We start from the raw sequence: 22,148 nt of genomic DNA, 5'->3' as shown, positions 1-22,148 counted from the left end.
TGCCGGTGCGCATATTTGATTTTTGGCGCGCTCTTGTCCATGGTGATCAGAGCATAGCAAGCAATCTTGCGCGCAGCGGCTGATGCGCCTTAAGCAAAAACGGGAAACGCGCCATGAACCTCTTCGACCTCACCGGCCGCGTGGCCGTAATCACCGGCGGCAATGGCGGTATCGGGCTCGGCATTGCGCACGCGCTTGCCAGCCAGGGCTGCAACGTCTCGATCTGGGGACGTAATCCTGACAAGAACAGAAGCGCTGCCGCGAGCCTGGCCGGCCTGCCCGGCAAGGTCGATACCCGAATCTGCGACGTCACCGACCCAGCCTCGGTCGATGCGGCGATGAAGGCGACGCTTGACATTTTCGGACGGGTTGACGGCTGCTTTGCCAATGCCGGCATCGGCGGCGGCGGGCGGCGCTCCTTCATCGAGCGCACCGAGGAGGAATGGCGCACGATGTTCTCGACCAATCTCGACGGCGTCTTCCACGCATTCCAGGCCGCCGCCAGGCACATGACCGACCGCGCCAATGCCGGCGATCCCTTTGGCCGCCTGGTTGCGACTTCGAGCCTCGCCTCGATCTTCGGCACCGCGCGCAACGAGCACTATGCGGCGACCAAGGCCGCGATCAACGCGCTGGTGCGCGCGCTCGGCGTCGAGCTGGCGCGCCATGGCGTCACCGCCAACGCGATCCTGCCCGGCTGGATCAAGAGCGACATGACCGCTGGCCTCATGGCCAACGACAAATTCGTCGCCAACGTGATGCCGCGGATTCCGCTGCGGCGCTTCGGCGAGGCATCCGATTTCGGCGGCATCGCCGTGTACCTGATGAGTAAAGCGTCGTCCTATCACACGGCGGATACCTTCGTGATCGACGGCGGCTATACGGCGTTCTGATGTTCGGCCGCGTAGCCCGGATGGAGCGAAGCGCAATCCGGGACCGGTGTAACTTGGGGCAACTCCCCCGGATTACGCTTGCGCTCCATCCGGGCTACAAGTTCGCATTTAATAAGTGCAGAAGGGAGCGGGCAAATGTTTTCACATGTCATGATCGGCACCAACGACCTCGACAAGGCCAAGGCCTTCTACGACAAGCTGCTCGCCACGCTCGAGGTGCGGCCGGCCCGGGTCGACGGCCATCGCATCTTCTACATCACCAAGACCGGCGTGTTCTCGGTGTCGAAGCCGATCAACGGGGAAGCGGCGACAGCGGCGAACGGCGGCACCATCGGCTTTGCCTGCAACTCGCCGGAGCAGGTCGACGCCTGGCATGCGGCCGGCCTCGCCGGCGGCGGCAAGACTTGCGAGAATCCGCCCGGCATTCGCGAAGGCTCGGCCGGAAAGGCCTACCTCGCGTACTTGCGCGACCTCGATGGCAACAAGATCTGCGCGATGCATCGGATGGCGTGAGCCATCCGTACATCGAATGCCGTAGCCCGGATGGAGCGAAGCGCAATCCGGGACAGAGCGAGCCTCACGTGACCCGGATTGCGCTACGCTCCATCCGGGCTACACCTCTCGGCCCACAGCCTTCAAACAACATTTCAAACGCCCTCGCGATATTCCATCACGTGGCATGGTCGCGTGAAAAAATACGCGCTCGCGATTTCGTCGCACTGCGACTATTCTTCGGACCAATGCGATCTCAGCGACCCGGGAGGAACAATGACAAAACACGCCTACATTCCCCGCACCACCAACTACACGCTCAATCCCGGCGACGAGCTCAATGATTTGCGCATGTCGGACCAGGTCCGGCCACTCTACGACCACGTCAAGAAGTTCATCCGCGACACCGTCGAGCCGATGTCGATCGAGTTTGCCAAGGCGGGCGAGACCAAGGAGGACCACTGGAGCTTTACGCCGAAGCAGCTCGAGGTGCTGGAGAAGGCCAAGAACAAGGCCAAGCAGGAAGGTCTCTGGAACTTCTTCCTGCCCGACGACGAGACCGGCCAGGGCCTCAGGAATCTCGACTACGCCTATATCGCCTCCGAACTCGGCAAGAGCCCGCTGGCATCCGAGAGCATGAACTGCTCGGCGCCCGACACCGGCAACATGGAGGTGCTGGAGCGCGTCGGCACCAAGGAGCAGAAGGAGAAATGGCTGAAGCCGCTGCTCAACGGCGAGATCCGTTCGGCCTATGTCATGACCGAGCCCAATGTCGCCTCCTCCGATGCCAAGAACATCTCGACAAGCGCAAAGCTCGTCGGCGACGAATGGGTCATCAACGGCGAGAAGTACTACATCTCCGGCCTCGGCGATCCCCGCTGCAAGATCCTCATCGTGATGGTGAAGACCAATCCTGATGCGGCGCCGAGCAAGCAGCAGTCGCAGATCCTGGTGCCGCGCGACACGCCCGGCGTCGAGGTGCTCGGCCCGATGTACGTGTTCGGGCAGGATCACGCGCCGCGCGGCCACATGCACATGCGATTCAACAATGTCCGCGTGCCCAGGGAGAACATCCTGCTCGGCGAAGGCCGCGGCTTCGAGATCTCGCAGCTCCGCCTCGGACCCGGCCGCATCCATCATTGCATGCGCACCATCGGCAAGGCGGAGAAGGCGCTCGATTTGATGGTGCAGCGGGGGCTGACCCGCGAAGCCTTCGGCAAGAAGATCGCCCATCTCGGCGGCAACATGCAGATCATCGCGCAGGCGCGCTGCGAGATCGAGGCGATGCGGCTGATGGTGCTGAAGGCGGCGAAGGCGATGGACGTGCTCGGCAACAAGGAGGCCCGCGTCTGGGTCTCCATGGTCAAGGCCATGGTGCCGGAGCGCGCCTGCAAGATCATCGACCAGGCGATCCAGATGCACGGCGCCACCGGCATCTCGCACTGGACCCCGCTCGCCGAGATGTATCAGGACGTACGCCACCTGCGATTTGCGGATGGTCCGGACGAGGTGCACTGGATGGTGGTCGGACGCCACGAGCTGAGCATGGCGTAAGGTCTCGCCTCTCCCTCTCCCCGTTCTTACGGGGACGCGACGAGCTTCGCTCGCGCTGAGAGGGTTGGGGTGAGGGGCTGTTTCTGGGAAAACAGTGTCAGTCGGACTCGCGGAGACTCCCCCTCACCCGAATTTGATCTGCGATCGAATTCGACCTCTCTCCGCAAGCGGGGCGAGGTGAAGCGAACACCGCCTACGACGCGGCAGCCTCGCCGATCTTGTCCTGCGTCTTGGTGTCGAAATCGCCGGCGTCGTGGCGCTCGTGCAATTGGCTTGCGGGATCGCCGGAGACGCGGTTGACCATGCGGCCGCGCTTCACGGCCGGACGTTTTGCGATCTGGTCGGTCCAGCGCTGCACATTCTTGTAGTCCTGCACCGAGAGGAATTCGCCGGCGCCGTAGACCAGTCCCTTGGCGAGCGCGCCGTACCAGGGCCATACCGCGATGTCCGCGATGCTGTACTCGCTGCCGGCAAGGTACTCGTTATCGGCGAGCCGCCGGTCGAGCACGTCGAGCTGGCGCTTGGTCTCCATCGCGAAGCGGTCGATGGCGTATTCGATCTTGCTCGGCGCGTAGGCGTAGAAATGGCCGAAGCCGCCGCCGAGATAGGGCGCGCTGCCCATCTGCCAGAACAGCCAGGACATAGCTTCGGTGCGGGTCTTGATGTCCTTCGGCAGGAAGGCGCCGAATTTCTCCGCGAGGTAGAACAGGATCGACCCGGACTCGAATACGCGGATCGGCTCGGGGCCGGAACGGTCCATTAGCGCCGGGATCTTCGAGTTCGGATTGATGTCGACAAAACCGCTGCCGAACTGCTCACCCTTGCCGATGTTGATGAGCCAGGCGTCGTATTCGGCGCCCTTGTGGCCCAGCGCCAAAAGCTCCTCCAGCATCACCGTGACCTTCACGCCGTTCGGCGTCGCCAGCGAATAGAGCTGGAGCGGATGGCGGCCGACCGGCAGTTCCTTATCGTGGGTGGGACCGGCGATCGGACGGTTGATATTGGCGAACTGCCCGCCATTCTCTTTATTCCAGGTCCAGACCTTGGGCGGTACGTAGGCGGGGGCATCGGTCATGCAATGGGCTCCGGCGAAAAGATGCGTCTGCATTAATTAGCCCGCAAATGGCCGATGGCAAGGCCGCCCGATCTGCACGAGGCGCGGAGCTCATGCCCGTGTCATGCAACTTGACCTTGCCGAGGAGCTCCTGGATCACGCGCATCTGCCGACGGCGTGTGCACGCAAGATGCACCATCAAATCCGGATTGGCATTGCGCAAGACGATGATCTAGCGTCGATGAGCATTCGCTCAAGAGAGCAACAACAGCAACGCGGGGCGGCCGCCGGGAGGGAGCCATGAAATCGCCGATCTGCGACATGCTGGGGATCGAGTTCCCGCTGTTTGCCTTCAGCCATTGCCGGGACGTCGTTGCCGCCGTCAGCCGCGCCGGTGGCTTCGGCGTGCTCGGCGCCACCGTGCATACGCCGGACACACTCGAGCGCGAGCTGAAATGGATCGACGCGCACGTCGATGGCAAGCCCTACGGCATCGACGTGCTGATCCCCGAAAACATGTCGACCGCAGGCGAGAAGGATGTCACCTGGAAGAGCCTTGAGGCCCGCGTGCCGCAGGAGCACCGCGACTACACAAGCGATCTCCTGAAGAAGTATGACATCGAGCTCACAATGACCAGCGTCGCGGACAACCAGCCGCAGCCGTTCGACGCCAGGAACGCGCTGGAGCTGCTGGAAGTCTCCTTTCGCCATCCGATCCGGTTGATCGCGAATGCGCTGGGTGTGCCGCCCAAGGCCATGATCGAAATGGGCAGGACACACGGCGTGCCGGTGGCGGCCCTCGTCGGCGCCAAGGAGCATGCGCTGCGCCAGGTCGCAGCCGGCGTCGATATCCTCGTGGTGCAGGGCACCGAGGCCGGCGGCCATTGCGGCGAGGTCTCGACCATGGTGCTGGTGCCCGAGGTGATCAAGGCGATCAAAGGCATCCGCGACGTTCCGGTGCTGGCGGCCGGCGGCATCATGACGGGACGGCAGATGGCGGCCTGCATGGCCATGGGCGCGGCCGGCGCGTGGACCGGTTCGGTGTGGCTTGCGACCGTCGAGGCCGAGACCACCGAGATCTTTCGCGAGAAGATGATCGCGGCATCCTCGCGCGACGCGGTGCGCTCGAAGGGCCGCACCGGCAAACCGGCGCGGCAGCTCCGTTCGGTCTGGACCGATGCCTGGGACCGCGCGCCGGAGAGCCCGGGCGCGCTGCCGATGCCGCTTCAGAGCATCATCAGCCGCGATGCCTTCAACGCGATCGACCGCGCGGCGGCGAGCGGCAACGCACGGGCGCGCGATCTCGTCAGCTATTTCGTCGGCCAGGGCGTCGGCCTGATCGACAGCGTGAAGTCGGCCGGCGCCGTGGTGCAGGAGTTCAAGGAAGACTTTGCCGAAGCCGTTGAGCACATGAATGCGCTGGTGGCGGAGTAGACCCCACTCGTCATTGCGAGCGAAGCGAAGCAATCCAGACTGTCTCCGCGGAAAGATTCTGGATTGCTTCGCTCCGCTCGCAATGACGAAAACAACTGATATCGCGAATTGAAATCATGACAGACAAGACTATCCTCTCTGAAGATCGCATTCCCGTCATCGTCGGCGTCGGCGAGATCGTCGACCGCCCCAAGGAGATCACTGAGGGACTCGAGCCGCTCGATCTGCTCGAACAGGCGCTGCGTCGCGCGGAAGCGGATGCCGGCGCGAAGCTGCTCGGCGAGGTGCAGTCGCTCGACATCGTGAACTTCCTGAGCTGGCGCTATCGCGATCCGGAAAAACTGCTGGCGCAGCGGCTCGGCATTGCGCCTTCCCATTGCTACTACGGCCCGGTCGGCGGCGAGAGTCCGATCCGCTACATTCACGAGGCGGCGCAGCGCATCGCGCGCGGCGAATGCAGCGTCGCTGCGGTGTGCGGCGCGGAGGCACAGTCGACTGCGACCAAGGCCGAACGTGCCGGCGTAAAGCTGCCGTGGACGCCGTTCGCGCATGACGTCGAGGAGCCGAAGCGCGGCGCGGCGTTCCAGAAGCCGCTGGCCGTGAAGCTCGGCGTGTTTCGTCCCGTCACCGTCTATCCGTTCTATGAGGCGGCTTCATCGGCACATTGGGGCCAGACGCCGCGCGAGGCGATGGAAGAGTCGGGAACGCTGTGGTCGCGCTATTCGCAAGCCGCCGCGCAAAATCCGAGCGCATGGCTGCAGCGGCGCTTTGCGCCGGACGAGATCACGACACCGAACACGGATAACCGGCTGATCGCCTGGCCCTATACAAAGCTGATGGTGGCCAATCCCATGGTCAACATGGGCGGTGCGCTACTGCTCACCAGCCTTGCCAAGGCACGTGCGGCCGGCATCGCGGAGGACAAGCTGGTGTACCCGCTGGGTGGAGCAGCGGCGGAAGAGCCGCGCGACTATCTCTTGCGCGACCAGTTCTACGAGAGCCATCCGCAGAACGCGGTGCTGAAAGCGGTGATAGATCTCGCGGGCGGCGACGGCAGGAAGTTCGACGCGATCGAGCTCTACAGCTGCTTTCCCTGCGTGCCGAAGATGGCGCGGCGGACGCTGGGCCTTTCCGCCGACGTGCAGCCGACGGTGACCGGCGGGCTCACCTTCTTCGGCGCGCCGCTCAATACCTATATGACGCATGCCGCCTGCGCGATGGTGCGGCGCCTGCGCGACGGCGCAAGGCTCGGCCTGCTCTACGGACAGGGCGGCTTCGTCACCAAGCATCATGCATTGGTGGTCTCGAAGACGCCGCCGCGCGAGGCGCTGGCGCAGGAGACCAGCGTGCAATCCGACGCCGACCGCAACAAGCGCGCCGTGCCGGAGTTCGTCGCCGAGGCTGGCGGCAAGGGCAAGGTCGAGAGTTTTACGGTGCTCTACGGCCGGAGCGGCGATGTCGAGCATGGCGCGGTGATGCTGCGTACGGAAGACGACCACCGTACGCTGGCGCGGATTCCGGCGGGCGACAGAGCGACGCTGGCGCGTCTGCTCGATATGGAACGTACGCCGGTCGGCTCGCTCGGCGAGATCACGATGGCCGCCGACGGCGTGCCGGAATGGCGGGTGGTGTGAGCCCCTGTGTCCCGGACGCGGTGCAGCACGCAGTGCTGCTCCGCAGAGCAGGGACTCAGATGGCGATACGGTACGCGGCGGTGAGATGGCCCCCGGCTCTGCATCGCATCACTTCGTGCTGCGCAGCGTCCGGGGCACGAAATGACCTACCCCTTCGGCGCCTGCTGCTCCGACGCGGTCGCCGGTTTGCCCTTGGCGCCGGCCACGCGCACGGAACGAGCGGTGCCCGAGAGCACCGGTCGTTGCGATTGCGCGTTTCCGCCGACTTACGCCGCGCGGACGTTGATCAGGAACTTGCTGACCTCGGTCTTCAGCCGGCTCGAATCATTCGACAGCATCTGCGCCGCCGACAGCACCTGCGAGGAGGCCGTGCCGGTCTCGGTCGCGCCCCGCTGCACGTCGGTGATGTTGGAGGAGACCTGCTGGGTGCCTTGGGCTGCCTGCTGCACGTTGCGGGCGATCTCTTGGGTCGCCGCGCCCTGCTCTTCCACCGCAGCTGCAATGGCCGAGGAGATTTCCGACAGGCGCTCGATGGTCGAGGAGATCTCCTTGATCGCGCCGACCGAATCGTTGGTCGCCGCCTGGATGCCGGAGATCTGCTGGCCGATCTCGCCGGTCGCCTTCGCGGTCTGCTCGGCGAGCGCCTTCACCTCGGAAGCCACCACCGCGAAGCCGCGGCCGGCTTCACCGGCGCGCGCCGCCTCGATGGTCGCGTTCAGCGCCAGCAGGTTGGTCTGCCCGGCGATGGTGTTGATCAGCTCGACGACATCGCCGATGCGCGAGGCCGCCTTGGACAGCTCGCTGACGCGCTCGGTGGTCGTGCGCGCCTGGCCGACGGCGTCGCCCGCCATCCGCGCCGATTCCTGCACCTGCCGGCTGATCTCGCCGACCGAGGAAGCCATCTCCTCCGTCGCCGAGGCCACCGACTGCACGTTTGTCGAAGCCTCTTCCGAAGCCGCCGCGACCGTGGTCGCCAGCCGCTGGGAGCGGTCGGCGCTCGAGGTCAGGGTCGAGGCCGAGGCTTCGAGCTGAGTCGAGGCCGAGGATACGGTCTGCACGATCTCGCCGATCATCGTTTCGAATTCGCGGGTAACGTTGTCGACGCGGCGGCCGCGCTCGATCTTGGCTTCGGCATCGGCGGCAGCGGCTTCATCGGCCGCCTTCTTGGCGATCAGCGCCTCCTTGAAGATCTGGAGCACGTCGGCCATGGCGCCGATCTCGGTCTTCTCGCCGCGGTGCGGGACTTCCGCGCTCAGGTCGCCCTTGCCCAGCGCCTGCATCGGCTCGATGATCGAGTTGATACCGTTGGAGACGTCGTGGACGAGGTAGAAGCTGACGCCAATGCCGGCGATAACGGCAGCACCGAGGATGATCGCGACCAGCACGAAGGCGGAGTAATAGGTGTCGGAGGCGTCCGCGGCGGCCTGATCGCCGCCCTTGGTGTTGAGCTCGATATCCTTGGCCAGGATAGCGTCGGCCTCGAGCCCGATCTTGTTGACCGTCTTGGTGTTCAACTCGTGCGCCGCGTGCGGGATCTTGCCGGCCTCCTGGCGGGACAGCGCCATGACTTCCTGGGTGCCTTTCTTGTAGTCCTCCCACGTCTTGGACCACTGGCTGTAGAGAGCACGTTCCTCGGGCGAGGTAATCATCGTCTCATAGGTCCTGCGAAACTTGGTGTTGGCCTCGACCACGGTCGCGAGCGTCTTCTCTGCCGCAAGCTTGTCCTCCAGCGTTTCCGCCAGCATGTGCTCTCGAATGACGTTGCGGTAGGTGATGACGCCGGCGCGCAGATCGCCGATCACGCGCACGCTGGGCATCCAGTTCGCGGTGATGTCGACCGTATTGGCGTTGATCGCCCGCATCTTCATGACGGCGAGCAGCCCCATGCCGGTCATGGCGACCAGCAGGAACGCCACGACGCTGATGATCTTGGCGCGGATGGAGATTTGGGAGAGCATAATGGGTCTCTTTGTACTGGCGCGGGCGCGCGTCCGGAAGTTTTACGAATCAAACAAAGGGAGCAGCGCCGACATCAGACAACAGAGCACCTGAGCAGATGTTAACCACGACTCCGTACGAGTACGGAAGCCCGAAACAAATGAACATGGCGCTAAGAATGCTCTGCGCTCAGCGCATGAGCGTAAGCGCATCCGAAAAGAAATCGGTGCCACCGAAATTTCCGGACTTCAAAGCAAGCAACATGTCGCCTTGTTCAGCACCGACCACGCGCAGCACTGGGACGCCTGCAGCGATTTCTACTCCTACGAGAAAGCCGGGAATCCTCAGCCGATCGACCACCGCACCGGACGTTTCCCCGCCAGCAACGATCAGGCGCCTGACGCCAGCCTGCACCAGGCCTTCGGCGATATCAGCCATCGCCTGCTCGACGGCATGACCGACAGCGTCGCGGCCGTGGCGCGCCTGAAGCGCTGCGACCTGATCCGGCGTCGAACTCGATGCGATCAGGACCGGACCATCGACTACTCGCGGCCTGGCCCAGTCCAGCGCGCGCTGCGCCTCGCCCGGCGCCGTAATAATACCGTCCGGATCGAGATGAAGCACCGGCATGACGCGTTCGGCATTGGCGATCTGCTGAAGCGTGGCCTGCGAGCAGCTTCCGGCAAGGCAGGCCGCCGGTCCGCCGACCGCTGCCCCCGCCCCGCTGCTTGCCGCTGTCGACTTGACCTTGCCTGTCGAGACCAGCGCCCGCGCCAGCCCCAAACCAATGCCGGAAGCGCCGACAGACAGCCGGCGCTCGGCCGCGACAAGGCCGATGGTCTCGAGGTCGCGATCGAACACGGCGTCGATAATGGCGGCGCCGATGCCCTTGCCCGACAATTCCGCAAGGCGCGCCCGCACGGCAGCCGCTCCGCGCGTGACGGTCGCGAGGTCGACGAGCCCGATTTGCGTCTTGCTCTGCCGAGCCAGCACGCGCACCAGATTGGAATCACGCATCGGGTTGAGCGGATGGTCCTTCAGCGGGCTCTCGTTCAGCGGCACCGCGCCGACGAACAGATTGCCCTGGTAGACGGTGCGGCCGGTCTCCGGGAAGGCCGGCGTCACCAGCACGATGGCCTCGCCGCAATCGGCGCGCAGCGCGTCCATCACCGGGCCGATGTTGCCGGCATCGGTGGAATCGAAGGTCGAGCAGATCTTGAACAGCACGTGGCCCGCGCCGCGACCGCGCAGCCATGTTTCCGCCGCGCGCGAGCGCAACACGGCAAGCCCTGCCTCGATCGAGCGGCTCTTGAGCGAAACGACGACCGCGTCGACCTCGGGCAGCGCGAGATCGTCCGCGGGCACGCCGATGGTCTGCACCGTGCGCAGGCCCGCGCGCGTCAGCGTGTTGGCGAGATCGGAAGCGCCGGTGTAGTCGTCGGCGATGCAGCCCAACGCAAGTGTCACGGCTTTACTCCCGCATACGGCTTGAACCAGGCAAGACCATCGGTGGTCTTGCCGCGCGGATTGTATTCGCAACCGACGAAGCCGGCATAGCCGAGCCGGTCGAGTTCGGCGAACAGGAACGGATAGTTCAGCTCCTCGCCATCGGGCTCATTGCGCGAGGGAATGCTGGCGATCTGGATGTGGCCGATGATCGGCATCATCTCGCGCAGCCGCATGGTGACATCGCCATGGATGATCTGGCAGTGATAGATATCAAACTGCAGCTTCAGGTTCGGAAGCCTCAGCTCGTGGATCAGGTCGCGCGCGAAGCCGAAATCGTTGAGGAAGTAGCCGGGCACGTTGCGCGCATTGATCGGCTCGAGCACGATATCGATGCCGTGCGGTCCGAAGAACTCTGCGGTCCACGCCACCGACTTGTAGAACGCCTCGATCGCGACGCGTTCGCCGCGATTGGCGATGCCGGCCATCAGATGCAGGCGCTTGACCCCGGTGGCCTTGGCGTAAGGCAGCGCGGTCTCGAGGCTCGTCTTGAGATCGGAAAAGCGCGCCGGCAGCGCGGCAAACCCCTTCTCGCCGGCATTCCAGTCGCCCGGCGGCAGGTTGAACAAGGCTTGCGTGAGGCCGTTGCGCTTCAGCCGCTCGCCGACCGCCTCGGCCGGATGCTCGTACGGAAAGAGAAATTCGACGGCGGTGAAGCCGGCTTCGGCTGCTGCATCAAAGCGGTCGAGGAACGGCACCTCGGTGAACATCATCGAGAGGTTGGCGGCGAAACGGGGCATTGGATCCTCTTCCTTATTTGTCGCCGGGCAGCTTGACGCCGGTGACTTGCGCATACATCCGCGCCACGGACGCGTCATCATCGCGGCCCATGCCGGCGGCTGACGTCATCAGGAACATCTGGAGGGCCGCAGCCGAGACCGGCACCGGGAATCTGGCTGTCCGCGCCATGTCCTGGATGATGCCGAGGTCCTTGACGAAGATCTCGACCGCACTGCGCGGCGTATAGTCGCCGTCGAGCACGTGCGGCATGCGGTTCTCGAACATCCAGGAATTGCCGGCGGACGCCGTGATCACCTCATAGACCTTGCGGATGTCGAGACCCTGCTTGGCGGCGAAGGCGATCGCCTCCGAGGCGGCGGCGATATGTACGCCCGCAAGCAACTGATTGATCATCTTGAATGCAGCGCCCTGCCCCGCCGCATCGCCGAGCTCGTAGAGCTTGGCTGCCATCGCATCGAGCGCGGGGCGCGCTTTCGAAAAGGCAGCCGCACTGCCGGAAGCGAGGATCGTCAGCTCGCCCTGCGCGGCGCGCTGCGCGCCGCCGGAGATCGGTGCATCGAGGTAATGCCGGCCGGTCGCCTCCAGCTGTTTGGCGAGGCGGCGCGCCACGTCGGGATCCATGGTGGCAGAGGAAATGAAGACGCTGTCCTTCGGCATGGTCTCGGCGGCACCATCCTTGCCGAACAGGACCGCTTCGGTCTGCGCGGCATTCACGACGACGCTGACCACGACGTCGGCGTCCTTGGCCGCCTCGGCCGGCGTTTTGGCGCCGGCACCGCCGTCCTTGACGAAGCGCGCCACCGCATCGGTCGAGACGTCACAGCCGGTGACGGCAAAGCCGGTCTTTTTCAGCGAGGTCGCCATCCCAAAGCCCATCGAGCCGAGCCCGATGACGGCGATGCGCTGATCTTGTGACGCGGAGGCGGACATGCGGCTGATCCTTACGAACGTTTCCCGGACGGCCGCCCTTTGCGGCAGCTCGTGGCATCGAATAACACGGCTTGGCCGCGCTGCCAAAGCGTGAGACAAGCAGGCATGACGGCCATGAGCGAGACACGGCTTCGCGAGGACATCTGCCGCTTCGGGCGTTCCCTGTTCGAGCGCGGGCTGACGCCTGGCTCCTCCGGCAATATCAGCGTCAGGCTGGAGGGCGGCGGCTGGCTGGTGACGCCGACCAACGCCTCGTTCGGCTTCCTCGATCCGGCTCGGCTGTCGCGGCTAGACGAGTGCGGCCGGCTGATCTCGGGCGATGCCCCGACCAAGGAAGTTCCGCTGCACACCGCGCTCTATGAGACGCGCGGCAGTGCACGCGCGATCGTGCATCTGCACTCCACCCATTCGGTTGCGCTCTCGATGCTGCCGGAGATTGACCCGCGCGCCGCGCTGCCGCCGATGACGGCCTACTATCTGATGAAATGCGGGCGGACAGCGCTCGTGCCCTATTACCGCCCCGGTGATCCCGCGGTCGCCGATGCGATCAAGGGGCTGGCGGGGAAATACTCATCCGTACTGCTCGCCAATCACGGCCCGGTGGTCGCCGGCGACACGCTGGAGGCCGCGGTGTTCGCGACGGAGGAGCTGGAGGAGACGGCGAAGCTGTACCTGTTGCTGCGCGGGCTGAACCCGCGCTATCTTTCGCCTGAGCAAATCAAGGATCTGGTGAAGGTGTTTGGCGTGGCGCTGCCGGAGCATGGGCATTAGCGGCGCGGTCACGGGCGGGATAGAGTCGCCCCATTCGCCGCCGTCATTCCCCGCGAAGGCGGGGAATCCAGTACGCCGCGGCTTCTCCGCGTCCCACTGACGTCTCGGATTACTGGATCGCCCGCCTTCTCGGGCGATGACACTGAGAGTGTGGCGCGCGCCTGCCAAACACTTTGCCTACAGCCCCAGATACGCCTTGCGCACGTCCGGGTTGCCCCTGATCTCGCTCGCCGCGCCCTGCATCAGCACGCGGCCGGTTTGCAGGATGTAGGCGCGGTCGGCGATCTCGAGGCATTCGGCCATGCGCTGCTCGACGATCAGCACGGTCATGCCGGCGTCGCGGATGCGTTTGACCGCCTGAAAGATCTCGTCGACCAGCTTTGGCATGATGCCCTGGGAGGGCTCGTCCAGCATCAGCAGCCGCGGCCGCGTCATCAAGGCGCGACCGATGGCGAGCATCTGCTGCTCGCCGCCGGAGAGCGTTTCGGCGCGTTGCTCCAGGCGCTCGGACAGGCGCGGAAACAGCGTGAAGACGAGATCGAGCGGCTCTTCGCGGTTCGCCTCGCCACGGTAGAGATAGCTGCCGAGCCGGAGATTGTCGCGCACGGAGAGACGCGGGAACAGGCGGCGGTTCTCCGGCACATAGGCGATGCCGGTGGCCGTGACGTGATGCTGCGCCATGCCGTCGAGGCGTTTGCCGTCGAACGTCACCGTGCCCGAGCGCGGACGCTCGGCCCCCGCGATGGATTTGAGCAGCGTCGACTTGCCTGCGCCGTTGGCGCCGGCCACGCAGACGATCTCGCCCTTGGCGACCTCGATGCTGACCGCGGAGATCGCGACCAGGCCCTGATAGGCAGTCGTGACTTCATGCACCGACAGCATGACGATCTCCCAGATATGCGCTGATCACCTTGGGATCGCGGACGACCTCAGTGGGCTTGCCCTCGACCAGCACCTTGCCGAGGTCGAGCACGATGGCGCGGTCGACCAGCGGCATCACGATCTCCATGACATGCTCGACCATCAGCACGGTGATGCCGGCATCGCGGACCTTGCGCACCAGCGCAACGCCGGTCTGCGCCTCGGTCGGCGTCAGGCCGGTGAGGACTTCGTCGAGCAGCAGCAACTTTGGTTCGGTCGCGAGCGCGCGCGCGACTTCGAGGCGGCGCTTCTCGGCCGGCACGAGGTCGCTCGCGAGCACGTCGGCGCGGGCGGCAAGGCCGGTGAACTCCAACACCTCGTGCGCCTTGCGGCGCGCTTCGCGCATCACGGTGTTGCGCACCAGTGCGCCGACGATGACGTTGTCGATGACGGTCATGGTCTCAAAGCTCTTGACGACCTGGAAAGTTCGCCCGACGCCGCGCTGACAGCGCTCGGCCGCCGGCATTTTGGTGACATCCTCGCCGTCGAACCAGATCGAGCCCTGGGTCGGCGGCAGCACGCCGGCGATGAGATTGAACAGCGTCGACTTGCCGGCGCCGTTCGGCCCAATCAGCCCGACGATTTCGCCGCGCCCGACCGAGATCGAGACGTCGCTGTTGGCGACAAGGCCGCCGAAGCGCTGCCAGACGCCGCGGGTTTCAAGGAGCGCGGTCATCGTGTGGCTCCCTTCGACTTCGCGCGCGAGAACAGGCTCACCAGGCCTTGCGGCAAGGCGAGCGAGATCAACACGATCAACGTGCCGTAGACGATGAGATCGACGCCGCGGCCAGACCCGCCGATATAGGAGCGCGTCAGCTCCGTCATCGGGATCAGGATAGCCGCCCCCAGCACCGGGCCCCAGAGGGTGCCGATGCCGCCGAGCACGGCCGGCAGCGCCATCAGCAGCGAGAACTGGAAGCCCATCACGCTCTCAGGATCGATATAGGCGAGAAACTGCGCATAGAAGGCGCCGCCGATGGCAACGAGAAAAGCTGAGACGGCAGCCGCGCCCATCTTCGAGTTGAACACGACGACGCCGAGGCTCTCGGCAGCTTCCGGATTGTCCTTCACCGCGCGCCACCAAAAACCCCATTTGGAGTCTTCGAGCCACCAGGTAACGAACCAGGCGAGACAACACAGCACCAGCGCGAAATAGAAGTACGGCAGTTTGCTGCGCATGAACTGGAATTTCAGCCAGCTGTCGCCGCGCACCGGAATGGTAATTCCCATCGCGGCCCCCGCCCATTCCCAGTTCTGGAACAAGAGCAGCCCGATCTCCGCGATGACGATAGTCGCGATCACGAAGTAATGGCCGCGCAAGCGGAAGAAGGGATAACCGAGCCCCATTGCGATCAAGGCCGCAATCACGCCTCCGCCAAGCATGCCGAACCAGGGCAGCACGCCGAACTTGGTGAACAGGAGCTCGGTGGTGTAGGCGCCGATGCCGAAATAGAGCGCGTGGCCGAGCGAGATCTGTCCGCAATAGCCGGACAGGACGTTCCAGCTCTGTGACAGCGCCGCATACATCAAGGTCAGGATCAGGATATTCTGGACGTAGACGTCCTTCACGAACAGCGGCGCGAGCGCGGCCAGTGCGGCCAGCACCGCGGCGATGATCAGGTCGCGGCGGCGCCGCGCGGCAAAATTCTTGTCCATCACATCTGCCCGAACAGGCCGCGCGGCCGGATGAAGACGACCAGCAGGTACACGGCGTAGATGCCGACCGATTTCAGCGAGGGTGGCAGCACCAGCGCGGTGGTGGCTTCGACGAGGCCGACGACGATGCCGCCGGCGAAGGCGCCGAACACGCTGCCGAAGCCGCCGAGCGCAACCGTGACATAGGCGATCAGCGCAAAGGACGCGCCGACGTCGGGATAGATATAGAAGAAGCTCGCCATGATCGCGCCCGCGAGACCGACTAGCGCGGCGCCGAGGCCCCAGCCCAGCGCGAATACGCGGTTCTTGTCGATGCCGACCAGCGCCACCGCGCCAGGGTCTTCACGCGTCGCTTCCAGCGCGCGGCCAAAGTCGGTGCGGTGGATGAAGAAGTAGAGGCCAGCAAAGGCGAGAATCGAGACCAGCGCGCCGATCAGTTGCGGCTCCGGCAGGAAGACGCCGGCGACCGAGATGGTTTTGCCGCCAAGCCAAGACTGCGGAATGCTGCGGTAGTCCGGCGTAAAGAAGAACTGCGCCAGCCCGCGCATCACGATGGCCAGGCCGAAGGTCGAGAAGATCTGGACCATGCCGGCATTGGCCTTTGCCCGCATGGCGAAGCGTACGATCAACAGATAGACCACCGCCCCGAACACGAAGAGTGTCGCGGCGACCAGCGGCGCCGACAGCAGCGGGTCGATGGCGAAGAACGCAAACAGGAAGAAGCTGACGTACATGGCGATCATCAGAAACTCGCCATGGGCGAAGTTCACGACGTCCATCAGGCCGAAGATCAGCGCGAGGCCGACGGCGATCAGTCCGTAGAGCAGGCCCATCAGCAGGCCACTCGCGAGACTTTGGATTATGGCTTGGGCTGTCAAAAGGTTGTCCCCCGCAATACGCCCTTATCCTGAGGAGCGCGCCCCAGCGCGCGTCTCGAAGGATGGGCCCGCCATCGTCCTTCGAGACGCGGGCTGCGCCCGCTCCTCCGGCGACAACGGCTTCGCCGTTGCGCAGGGATGAGGGCGGGAGCTACGGCATCCGTCATGGCGAGGAGCTCGCGACAAAATTGCGAAGCAATTTTGCGCTGATGCGACGAAGCAATCCAGACTGTCTCCGCGGATACATTCCTGGATTGCTTCGCTACGCTCGCAATGACGATGCGGTGAAGCAGTTCGGTCCTCTCGGCTGTCACAGTATTTGGTCCCCCACCTGCCCTGCGCGCCGCTTACTTCATCGGCCAGATCGCATCGGCGATCGCGGCTTGCGGCGGGAAGATGGTGACGAACTTGCCGCCGACATATTGCAGCAGCACCGGATCGGCGTCGTTGTTCTGGCCCGTCTCGTCGAACTTGACGCGCTTCCAGGGCATGATGGTCTGCTCGCCCGGGATGTCGGTCGCCGCCAGCGCATCGCGGATCTTCTCGCCATCGGCCGACTTGGCGCGGTTGATCGCATCGGCCAGGATGATCAGGCCCATGAACTGGCGCGAGGTGAGATCGTTGAAATCCTTGCCCGATTTCGCCTTGAACATCTCGTTGATCTTGCCGACCATCGGGCGCTTCTGCGCGAGGTCGAGCGAGAAGGTGCCGCGCGAGATCACGCCTTCGAGCTTGTCGCCGACGGCGTCGTAGAGCGCTTTCTCGGAGAAGCCGGCATCCTGCGCCACGATCGCGTTCGGCTTGTAGCCGAGCTCGGCCATGGTCTTGACCAGCAGGATCCCGTCGGTGGTGTAGCTCGACGGCATCAGCACGTCGGCATTGGAGGTCTTGATCTGCTGCACCTCGGCGGAGAGCGACGGCGAGTTGGCGCGGTACTTGATGTCGGTAACGATCTTGTAGCCGCGCTCGCCGGCGATCTTGGCCTGGGCGTTGGCGGAATCGGTGCCGAAGATGGTGTCCTCGTGGAACAGCGATAGCGTCTCGATCTTGGTGCCCTTCTTCTTCATGGCGTCGAAGAAGTCGAACATCGCGGCCGAGTACATCTCGTCGTGCGGGGAGGCGCGGAAGTAATATTTGAGACCGCGGCGATGCAGGCTTGGCGACGAGTTGTCGGCGGACACGAATGGGATCTGGTAGCGTTCGCAGATCTGGCTGACGGTGACCGCGACCGCGCTCTGGTAGGTGCCGATGATGGCGGAAACCTTCTCCTGCGTGATCAGGCGTTCGGCCTCGGCGCGGCCCTTCTGCGGATCGGCCTGGTGGTCGGCGAACACGAGGCGGATCTTGGCGCCGCCAAGGCCCGGCAGGCCTTCGCCCTTCGCCAGCGGCAGGTCGAAATCGGTGTTCTTGTTGATGACCTCGAGCGCGGTCTCATAGGCCTTCTGCGCGTCGACACCCTGCTGGGCGCTGCCGCCGGAGAAAGGATAGATGACGCCGATCACGACTTCCGAGGTCTGCGCACGGGCCGCCAACGGTACCAGCGCGGCAGTGGCGGTGGCACCTAACAACACGTCGCGGCGAGAGATCGTCATGGCAAAGTCCCCTGTTACTTAATTTGATTGATCGAATGAAGCGATCGATGGATGCAGTAAAGCCCGAAGAAGCAGCAAATCCTGCCCGCTAAATCACGGCCATGTTCCTGTTCTTGAGATCCGTCACCAGCATCAAGCCCGGCGAATGCGTGATCGCGAATGGCAGCTTGGCGGCGTTAATCACCGATTGCGGCGTGACGCCGCACGCCCAGAACACCGGAATCTCGTCGTCGGCGACCGGCACCGGATCGCCATAGTCGGGCTTGGCAATGTCCTTGATGCCGATCAGGTGGGGATGGCCCAGATGCACCGGCGCGCCGTGCACGGCGGGATAGCGAGAGGTGATCTGCACCGCGCGGATCACATCCGCCGCCTTGAACGGGCGCATCGACACCACCATCGGACCGGCGAACGGACCGGACTCGCCGCACGCGATGTTGGTGCGGTACATCGGCACGCGCACGTTCTGCTCGATGTGGCGGATCGGCATGCCCTCGTCGAGCAGAGCCTCTTCGAATGAGAACGAGCAGCCAAGCACGAAGGTGACGAGATCGTCCCGCCAATGCTTCGTCACGTCGGTCGGCTCGTCGACGACCTCGCCGTCGCGCCAGACGCGGTAGCGCGGCACGTCGGTGCGAATGTCGAGATCGGCGCCGAGCGAGGGAATGTGGGGGCTGCCGACGTCGGACATACCGATGATCGGGCACGGTTTCGGATTGAGCTGGCAGAAACGGTGAAAGGCGCTGGCATATTCCGCCGGCAAGATCGCCAAATTGCCCTGGACGAAGCCGGGGGCGACACCAGCGGTCGAGCCGACCTGACCACCTCGATAAGCAAGCCGCGCCTGGCGGCTCGGGAGGGTGTCGGGCGTTTGAGTTTGCTGCGCTGCCACCAAAACAGTCATGTGATCGACCTGCCTACAAACTCGACAAAGACAGCCAACACCAGGCGTGCTATAAAGTCTAATCTTCGTTTCTAATCAATATCGATAAATATGCCTTATCGATCGGGAAAATCCTTCCAATGCTGGACTTCAGATCGATCGAGACGTTCCTCTGGGTTGTGAAGCTCGGCAGCTTTCGTGGCGCTGCACAAAGGCTCAATACGACCCAGCCCGCGATCTCGCAGCGTATCGCCCAACTGGAGCGCGAGATGGGCGTGAAGCTCCTCAACCGCGACCATCGCGTGGCCTCGCCGACGCCGAGCGGCCGGCAGATGATGGTCTATGCGGAGAAGCTGATTGGCCTGCGCGCCGCAATGGTGGCCGAGGTCGGCGATCGCTCGGCGATGCGCGGCGTGATGCGGCTCGGCGTCGCCGAGACCATCGTGCATACTTGGCTGCCGCGGCTCGTCAAGAGCATGAACGAAGTCTATCCCAACCTGTCGCTCGAGATCGAGGTCGACATCACGCCGAACCTCACCGCACGCCTGCTCGCGCAGGAGATCGAGCTTGCATTTGTGGTGGGACCGCTGTCGGCCTCCGGCGTACATAACCGCGTGCTGGCGGATTATCCCATTGGCCTGCTCGCAAGCCCCTCGCTCGGACTTGGCGATGGACCGGTCACTCGGGCGGAGCTGGCGCGGTTTCCGATCATCACCTTCCCGCGCAAGACCAGGCCCTACGAGGTCGTGCGCGAGGTGTTCGACCGGCCCGAGCTGCCGCCGATCCGCCTGCACGCCTCCGCTTCGCTTGCGACCGTCATTCACATGGCGATCGAGGGACTTGGCATCGCCGTGATCCCCAACGCCATCGTCGAGAACGAGCTCGCGGACGGGCGGCTGCAACTGCTTGATACGGATCTGAACATCGCACCGCTGACGTTCACGGCGAGCTGGCTCGCCTCGCCCGACGTCGTGGCGGTGGAGCGCGTCGCCGAGCTTGCACGGCAGATTGCGCAGAGCAGCCTCGCGGTTGACGAGCCCGCGCCAGCGCGTCATTGAAAAAGACGCCGGACAATTGAGAGACTGACCGCATGAGCCGAGCCGCCACCAACCTGCAAATCGATTCCGCCCGCCTCTGGGGCTCCATTCACGAGACCGCGCAATTCGGCGCGACAGCTAAAGGCGGCGTGCGGCGACTGACCTTGAGCGCCGAGGACAAGCAGGTGCGCGACTGGTTTCGCAAGGCTTGCGAGGACGCCGGCCTGGAGGTGCATGTCGATGCGCTCGGCTCTCAGTTCGGCTTGCGCAAGGGACGGAACACGTCGAAGCTGCCGGTCGGCATCGGCTCGCATCTCGATACGCAGCCGACCGGCGGAAAGTATGACGGCATTCTGGGAACGCTCGGCGCGCTCGAAGTGATCCGCACGCTCAACGACGCCGGAATCGAGACCGAGGCGCCGATCTGCGTCGTCAACTGGACCAATGAGGAAGGCTCGCGCTTCGCGCCTGCGATGATGGCCTCCGCCGCCTATGTCGGCGACTTCACCACCGACGACATTTTGTCGCGCAAGGACGCCGAGGGCACGACCGTGGGCCAGGCGCTCGACGGCATCGGCTATCGCGGCGACAAGCCGGTCGGCTTCCAGAAGCTCGGCTGCTTCGTCGAGCTGCACATCGAGCAGGGTCCCATTCTGGAAGCCGAAGGTAAGACCATCGGCGTGGTCGATTCCGGCCAGGGCGTGCTCTGGTACGACGGCAAGATTTCCGGCTTCGAGAGCCACGCAGGTTCAACGCCGATGCCGCTGCGGCGCGATGCGCTGGCGACGCTGTCGGAGATCGTGCTGGCGATGGAGAGCATTGCGAAGAAGCATGGGCCGAACGCGGTCGGCACCATCGGCGAGGCCGTGATCGCAAATCCCTCGCGCAACGTCATTCCCGGCGAGATCGCCTTCACGATGGATTGCCGCAGCGCGGATGGCGCAATCATGGATGCGCTCGATCGCGACCTGCGCGCGGCCATCGCCGAGATCGCCGCGCGCCGCAAGGTCGAGGTGACCATCGACCTGGTCTGGCGCAAGCCGCCGACACACTTTGATCCCAAGCTCATTGCGGCGGTCGAGAATGCGGCGAAGACGCTCGGCTATTCCTCGCGCCGCATCACCTCCGGCGCCGGCCACGACGCCTGCAACCTCAACACCATCATGCCGGCCGCCATGGTATTCGTGCCCTGCAAGGACGGCATCAGCCACAACGAGCTGGAGGATGCGACGCAGCCCGACTGCGCCGCGGGCACCAATGTGTTGATGCATACCGTGCTGGCGATCGCCGGCGTCGCGTCCTGATCGGAGAGAGCCATGCGCGGAGTTTTCGTCGACGCCAACGAAGCCCTGGCCGTAATCATGGAGCGGCTGGAGCAGCCCGGCGATGCCAAGGTGCGGATCCACAGGGATCCCGACATCAAGCCCGAACAGTATCCAGATATCCTCGACGGCGCCGAGATCGCGATCGTCGATCACACCGCGTTGCCGACCGAAGTCGCAAAGAAATGCACGGGCCTCAAGCACGTCGTGTTTCTCGGCACCGGCGCGCGCAGCTACATGAACCCCGAAGAGCTCGCCGAGCTCGGCATCTCCGTGCATCTGATCAAGGGTTATGGCGACACGGCGGTCGCGGAATCCGCGATCGCGCTGATGTGGGCGTCGGCCCGTGGGATCGCGATGATGGATCGCGAGATGCGTGTCGGCAACTGGCTGCGCGAGGACGGCATGCAGCTCACCGGCAAGACGCTCGGCCTCATCGGCTTCGGCGGCATCGCCGCGGAAGTCGCGCGTATCGCGTCGGGCAGCGGCATGAAGGTGACTGCCTGGAACCGCTCGCCGAAGAGCCATCCCGGCGTGGAGTTCACTGATCTCGACACGGTACTGGCGAGAAGCGACGTTGTATCGCTGCATCTGCAGTTCAATGACGAGACCCGCGGCATGATCACCCGCGAGAAGATTTTTGCGATGAAACCGGGGGTCATCCTCATCAACACCGCCCGCGCCGCGGTGGTCGACGAGCAAGCGATGATCGACGCGCTGAAATCCGGTCATATCCGCCATGCCGGCCTCGACGTCTTTAACATCGAGCCGCTGCCCGGAGATCATCCGCTGACAAAACTGCCGAACGTGACGTTGTCGGCGCATTCGGCCTTCCGCACGCCGGAGGCGAGCGAGAATCTAATCGAGGCGGCGTGGCAACACTGCCGCCGGATCGCAATGGGATAAGAACAA

The 22,148-nt window shown here is 64.5% G+C and carries 20 protein-coding genes; 9 read left to right on the top strand and 11 right to left on the bottom strand.

The features are described 5' to 3' along the window. Window positions 1-113 precede the first annotated feature (113 nt). The 3 genes from GWG65_RS01145 (at window position 114) to GWG65_RS01135 (ending at window position 2,939) form a co-directional block, all read left to right on the top strand. A complete protein-coding gene (locus tag GWG65_RS01145; protein ID WP_275193447.1) occupies window positions 114-893 on the top strand; it encodes an SDR family oxidoreductase in 780 nt (259 codons plus the stop codon). Window positions 894-1,028: 135 nt separating this feature from the next. Continuing rightward, window positions 1,029-1,406, top strand: coding sequence for a VOC family protein (locus GWG65_RS01140; protein ID WP_275193446.1), 378 nt, complete (start codon window positions 1,029-1,031; stop codon window positions 1,404-1,406). Between the two features lie 255 nt (window positions 1,407-1,661). Next, window positions 1,662-2,939, top strand: coding sequence for an acyl-CoA dehydrogenase family protein (locus GWG65_RS01135; protein WP_275193445.1), 1,278 nt, complete (start codon window positions 1,662-1,664; stop codon window positions 2,937-2,939). Between the two features lie 193 nt (window positions 2,940-3,132). Here GWG65_RS01135 and yghU read toward each other — a convergent pair whose 3' ends face one another. Then, window positions 3,133-4,014, bottom strand: a complete 882-nt coding sequence (gene yghU / locus GWG65_RS01130) for a glutathione-dependent disulfide-bond oxidoreductase (protein WP_275193444.1) — start codon at window positions 4,012-4,014, stop codon at window positions 3,133-3,135. Window positions 4,015-4,293: 279 nt separating this feature from the next. Between yghU and GWG65_RS01125 the strand changes: the two genes are divergently transcribed. Together GWG65_RS01125 and GWG65_RS01120 are read left to right on the top strand one after the other, a co-directional pair. Further along, window positions 4,294-5,427 carry a nitronate monooxygenase gene (locus GWG65_RS01125; RefSeq protein ID WP_275193443.1) on the top strand — a complete coding sequence of 378 codons (1,134 nt, stop codon included), beginning with the start codon at window positions 4,294-4,296 and terminating at the stop codon, window positions 5,425-5,427. A 116-nt stretch (window positions 5,428-5,543) separates the two neighbouring features. Beyond that, complete coding sequence (locus tag GWG65_RS01120; protein WP_275193442.1) at window positions 5,544-7,061, top strand: acetyl-CoA acetyltransferase; 1,518 nt, start codon at window positions 5,544-5,546, stop codon at window positions 7,059-7,061. A 266-nt stretch (window positions 7,062-7,327) separates the two neighbouring features. Here GWG65_RS01120 and GWG65_RS01115 read toward each other — a convergent pair whose 3' ends face one another. The 4 genes from GWG65_RS01115 to ltnD form a co-directional block, all read right to left on the bottom strand. Beyond that, window positions 7,328-9,019 carry a methyl-accepting chemotaxis protein gene (locus tag GWG65_RS01115; protein ID WP_275193441.1) on the bottom strand — a complete coding sequence of 564 codons (1,692 nt, stop codon included), beginning with the start codon at window positions 9,017-9,019 and terminating at the stop codon, window positions 7,328-7,330. A gap of 169 nt (window positions 9,020-9,188) precedes the next feature. Further along, window positions 9,189-10,466, bottom strand: coding sequence for a 3-oxo-tetronate kinase (gene otnK, locus GWG65_RS01110; RefSeq protein WP_275193440.1), 1,278 nt, complete (start codon window positions 10,464-10,466; stop codon window positions 9,189-9,191). After that, the gene (otnI, locus tag GWG65_RS01105; protein ID WP_275193439.1) at window positions 10,463-11,245 is read right to left on the bottom strand and encodes a 2-oxo-tetronate isomerase; all 783 of its coding nucleotides are present in this window, start codon (window positions 11,243-11,245) and stop codon (window positions 10,463-10,465) included. The genes otnK and otnI overlap by 4 nt, the downstream gene beginning before the upstream one ends. 13 nt (window positions 11,246-11,258) lie before the next feature. After that, window positions 11,259-12,185 carry an L-threonate dehydrogenase gene (ltnD, locus tag GWG65_RS01100; RefSeq protein WP_275193562.1) on the bottom strand — a complete coding sequence of 309 codons (927 nt, stop codon included), beginning with the start codon at window positions 12,183-12,185 and terminating at the stop codon, window positions 11,259-11,261. A 96-nt stretch (window positions 12,186-12,281) separates the two neighbouring features. Here ltnD and GWG65_RS01095 point away from each other — a divergent pair, with 96 nt between their 5' ends. After that, a complete protein-coding gene (locus tag GWG65_RS01095) occupies window positions 12,282-12,947 on the top strand; it encodes an aldolase (RefSeq protein WP_275193438.1) in 666 nt (221 codons plus the stop codon). Between the two features lie 177 nt (window positions 12,948-13,124). Here the strand turns inward: GWG65_RS01095 and GWG65_RS01090 are convergent, their stop codons facing one another. The 6 genes from GWG65_RS01090 to GWG65_RS01065 form a co-directional block, all read right to left on the bottom strand. Then, window positions 13,125-13,829 carry an ABC transporter ATP-binding protein gene (locus GWG65_RS01090; RefSeq protein ID WP_275193437.1) on the bottom strand — a complete coding sequence of 235 codons (705 nt, stop codon included), beginning with the start codon at window positions 13,827-13,829 and terminating at the stop codon, window positions 13,125-13,127. Continuing rightward, complete coding sequence (locus GWG65_RS01085; RefSeq protein WP_275193436.1) at window positions 13,813-14,544, bottom strand: ABC transporter ATP-binding protein; 732 nt, start codon at window positions 14,542-14,544, stop codon at window positions 13,813-13,815. The genes GWG65_RS01090 and GWG65_RS01085 overlap by 17 nt, the downstream gene beginning before the upstream one ends. After that, window positions 14,541-15,524 carry a branched-chain amino acid ABC transporter permease gene (locus GWG65_RS01080; protein ID WP_275193435.1) on the bottom strand — a complete coding sequence of 328 codons (984 nt, stop codon included), beginning with the start codon at window positions 15,522-15,524 and terminating at the stop codon, window positions 14,541-14,543. The genes GWG65_RS01085 and GWG65_RS01080 overlap by 4 nt, the downstream gene beginning before the upstream one ends. After that, window positions 15,524-16,357: a branched-chain amino acid ABC transporter permease gene (locus GWG65_RS01075; RefSeq protein WP_275193561.1), complete on the bottom strand. Its 834-nt coding sequence runs from the start codon at window positions 16,355-16,357 to the stop codon at window positions 15,524-15,526. The genes GWG65_RS01080 and GWG65_RS01075 overlap by 1 nt, the downstream gene beginning before the upstream one ends. 392 nt (window positions 16,358-16,749) lie before the next feature. After that, window positions 16,750-17,994, bottom strand: coding sequence for an ABC transporter substrate-binding protein (locus GWG65_RS01070; RefSeq protein WP_275193434.1), 1,245 nt, complete (start codon window positions 17,992-17,994; stop codon window positions 16,750-16,752). An 88-nt stretch (window positions 17,995-18,082) separates the two neighbouring features. Further along, window positions 18,083-18,898: a putative hydro-lyase gene (locus GWG65_RS01065; RefSeq protein WP_275193433.1), complete on the bottom strand. Its 816-nt coding sequence runs from the start codon at window positions 18,896-18,898 to the stop codon at window positions 18,083-18,085. Window positions 18,899-19,017: 119 nt separating this feature from the next. On the opposite strand from GWG65_RS01065, the gene GWG65_RS01060 reads away from it, so the two are divergent. From GWG65_RS01060 to GWG65_RS01050, 3 genes are read left to right on the top strand one after another with little or no spacing between them, the layout of a single operon-like run. Further along, a complete protein-coding gene (locus GWG65_RS01060; RefSeq protein WP_275193432.1) occupies window positions 19,018-19,935 on the top strand; it encodes a LysR family transcriptional regulator in 918 nt (305 codons plus the stop codon). 32 nt (window positions 19,936-19,967) lie between these two features. After that, window positions 19,968-21,218, top strand: coding sequence for a Zn-dependent hydrolase (locus GWG65_RS01055; RefSeq protein WP_275193431.1), 1,251 nt, complete (start codon window positions 19,968-19,970; stop codon window positions 21,216-21,218). 12 nt (window positions 21,219-21,230) lie between these two features. Then, window positions 21,231-22,142, top strand: a complete 912-nt coding sequence (locus GWG65_RS01050; protein WP_275193430.1) for an NAD(P)-dependent oxidoreductase — start codon at window positions 21,231-21,233, stop codon at window positions 22,140-22,142. The last annotated feature ends 6 nt before the right edge of the window (window positions 22,143-22,148 follow it).

Origin of the sequence: Bradyrhizobium sp. CSA207 (assembly GCF_029051685.1) — a bacterium.
Taxonomy (GTDB): domain Bacteria; phylum Pseudomonadota; class Alphaproteobacteria; order Rhizobiales; family Xanthobacteraceae; genus Bradyrhizobium.
This window is presented reverse-complemented; position numbering and strand designations above follow the sequence as displayed.

Bases quoted from the DNA above. Each gene is read 5' to 3' on its own strand.
- GWG65_RS01145 (WP_275193447.1), top strand. From the start codon at position 114: ATGAACCTCTTCGACCTCACCGGCCGCGTGGCCGTAATCACCGGCGGC.
- GWG65_RS01140 (WP_275193446.1), top strand. From the start codon at position 1,029: ATGTTTTCACATGTCATGATCGGCACCAACGACCTCGACAAGGCCAAG.
- GWG65_RS01135 (WP_275193445.1), top strand. From the start codon at position 1,662: ATGACAAAACACGCCTACATTCCCCGCACCACCAACTACACGCTCAAT.
- yghU (WP_275193444.1), bottom strand. From the start codon at position 4,014: ATGACCGATGCCCCCGCCTACGTACCGCCCAAGGTCTGGACCTGGAAT.
- GWG65_RS01125 (WP_275193443.1), top strand. From the start codon at position 4,294: ATGAAATCGCCGATCTGCGACATGCTGGGGATCGAGTTCCCGCTGTTT.
- GWG65_RS01120 (WP_275193442.1), top strand. From the start codon at position 5,544: ATGACAGACAAGACTATCCTCTCTGAAGATCGCATTCCCGTCATCGTC.
- GWG65_RS01115 (WP_275193441.1), bottom strand. From the start codon at position 9,019: ATGCTCTCCCAAATCTCCATCCGCGCCAAGATCATCAGCGTCGTGGCG.
- otnI (WP_275193439.1), bottom strand. From the start codon at position 11,245: ATGCCCCGTTTCGCCGCCAACCTCTCGATGATGTTCACCGAGGTGCCG.
- GWG65_RS01095 (WP_275193438.1), top strand. From the start codon at position 12,282: ATGACGGCCATGAGCGAGACACGGCTTCGCGAGGACATCTGCCGCTTC.
- GWG65_RS01090 (WP_275193437.1), bottom strand. From the start codon at position 13,829: ATGCTGTCGGTGCATGAAGTCACGACTGCCTATCAGGGCCTGGTCGCG.
- GWG65_RS01085 (WP_275193436.1), bottom strand. From the start codon at position 14,544: ATGACCGCGCTCCTTGAAACCCGCGGCGTCTGGCAGCGCTTCGGCGGC.
- GWG65_RS01080 (WP_275193435.1), bottom strand. From the start codon at position 15,524: ATGGACAAGAATTTTGCCGCGCGGCGCCGCCGCGACCTGATCATCGCC.
- GWG65_RS01075 (WP_275193561.1), bottom strand. From the start codon at position 16,357: ATGGGCCTGCTCTACGGACTGATCGCCGTCGGCCTCGCGCTGATCTTC.
- GWG65_RS01070 (WP_275193434.1), bottom strand. From the start codon at position 17,994: ATGACGATCTCTCGCCGCGACGTGTTGTTAGGTGCCACCGCCACTGCC.
- GWG65_RS01065 (WP_275193433.1), bottom strand. From the start codon at position 18,898: ATGACTGTTTTGGTGGCAGCGCAGCAAACTCAAACGCCCGACACCCTC.
- GWG65_RS01060 (WP_275193432.1), top strand. From the start codon at position 19,018: ATGCTGGACTTCAGATCGATCGAGACGTTCCTCTGGGTTGTGAAGCTC.
- GWG65_RS01055 (WP_275193431.1), top strand. From the start codon at position 19,968: ATGAGCCGAGCCGCCACCAACCTGCAAATCGATTCCGCCCGCCTCTGG.
- GWG65_RS01050 (WP_275193430.1), top strand. From the start codon at position 21,231: ATGCGCGGAGTTTTCGTCGACGCCAACGAAGCCCTGGCCGTAATCATG.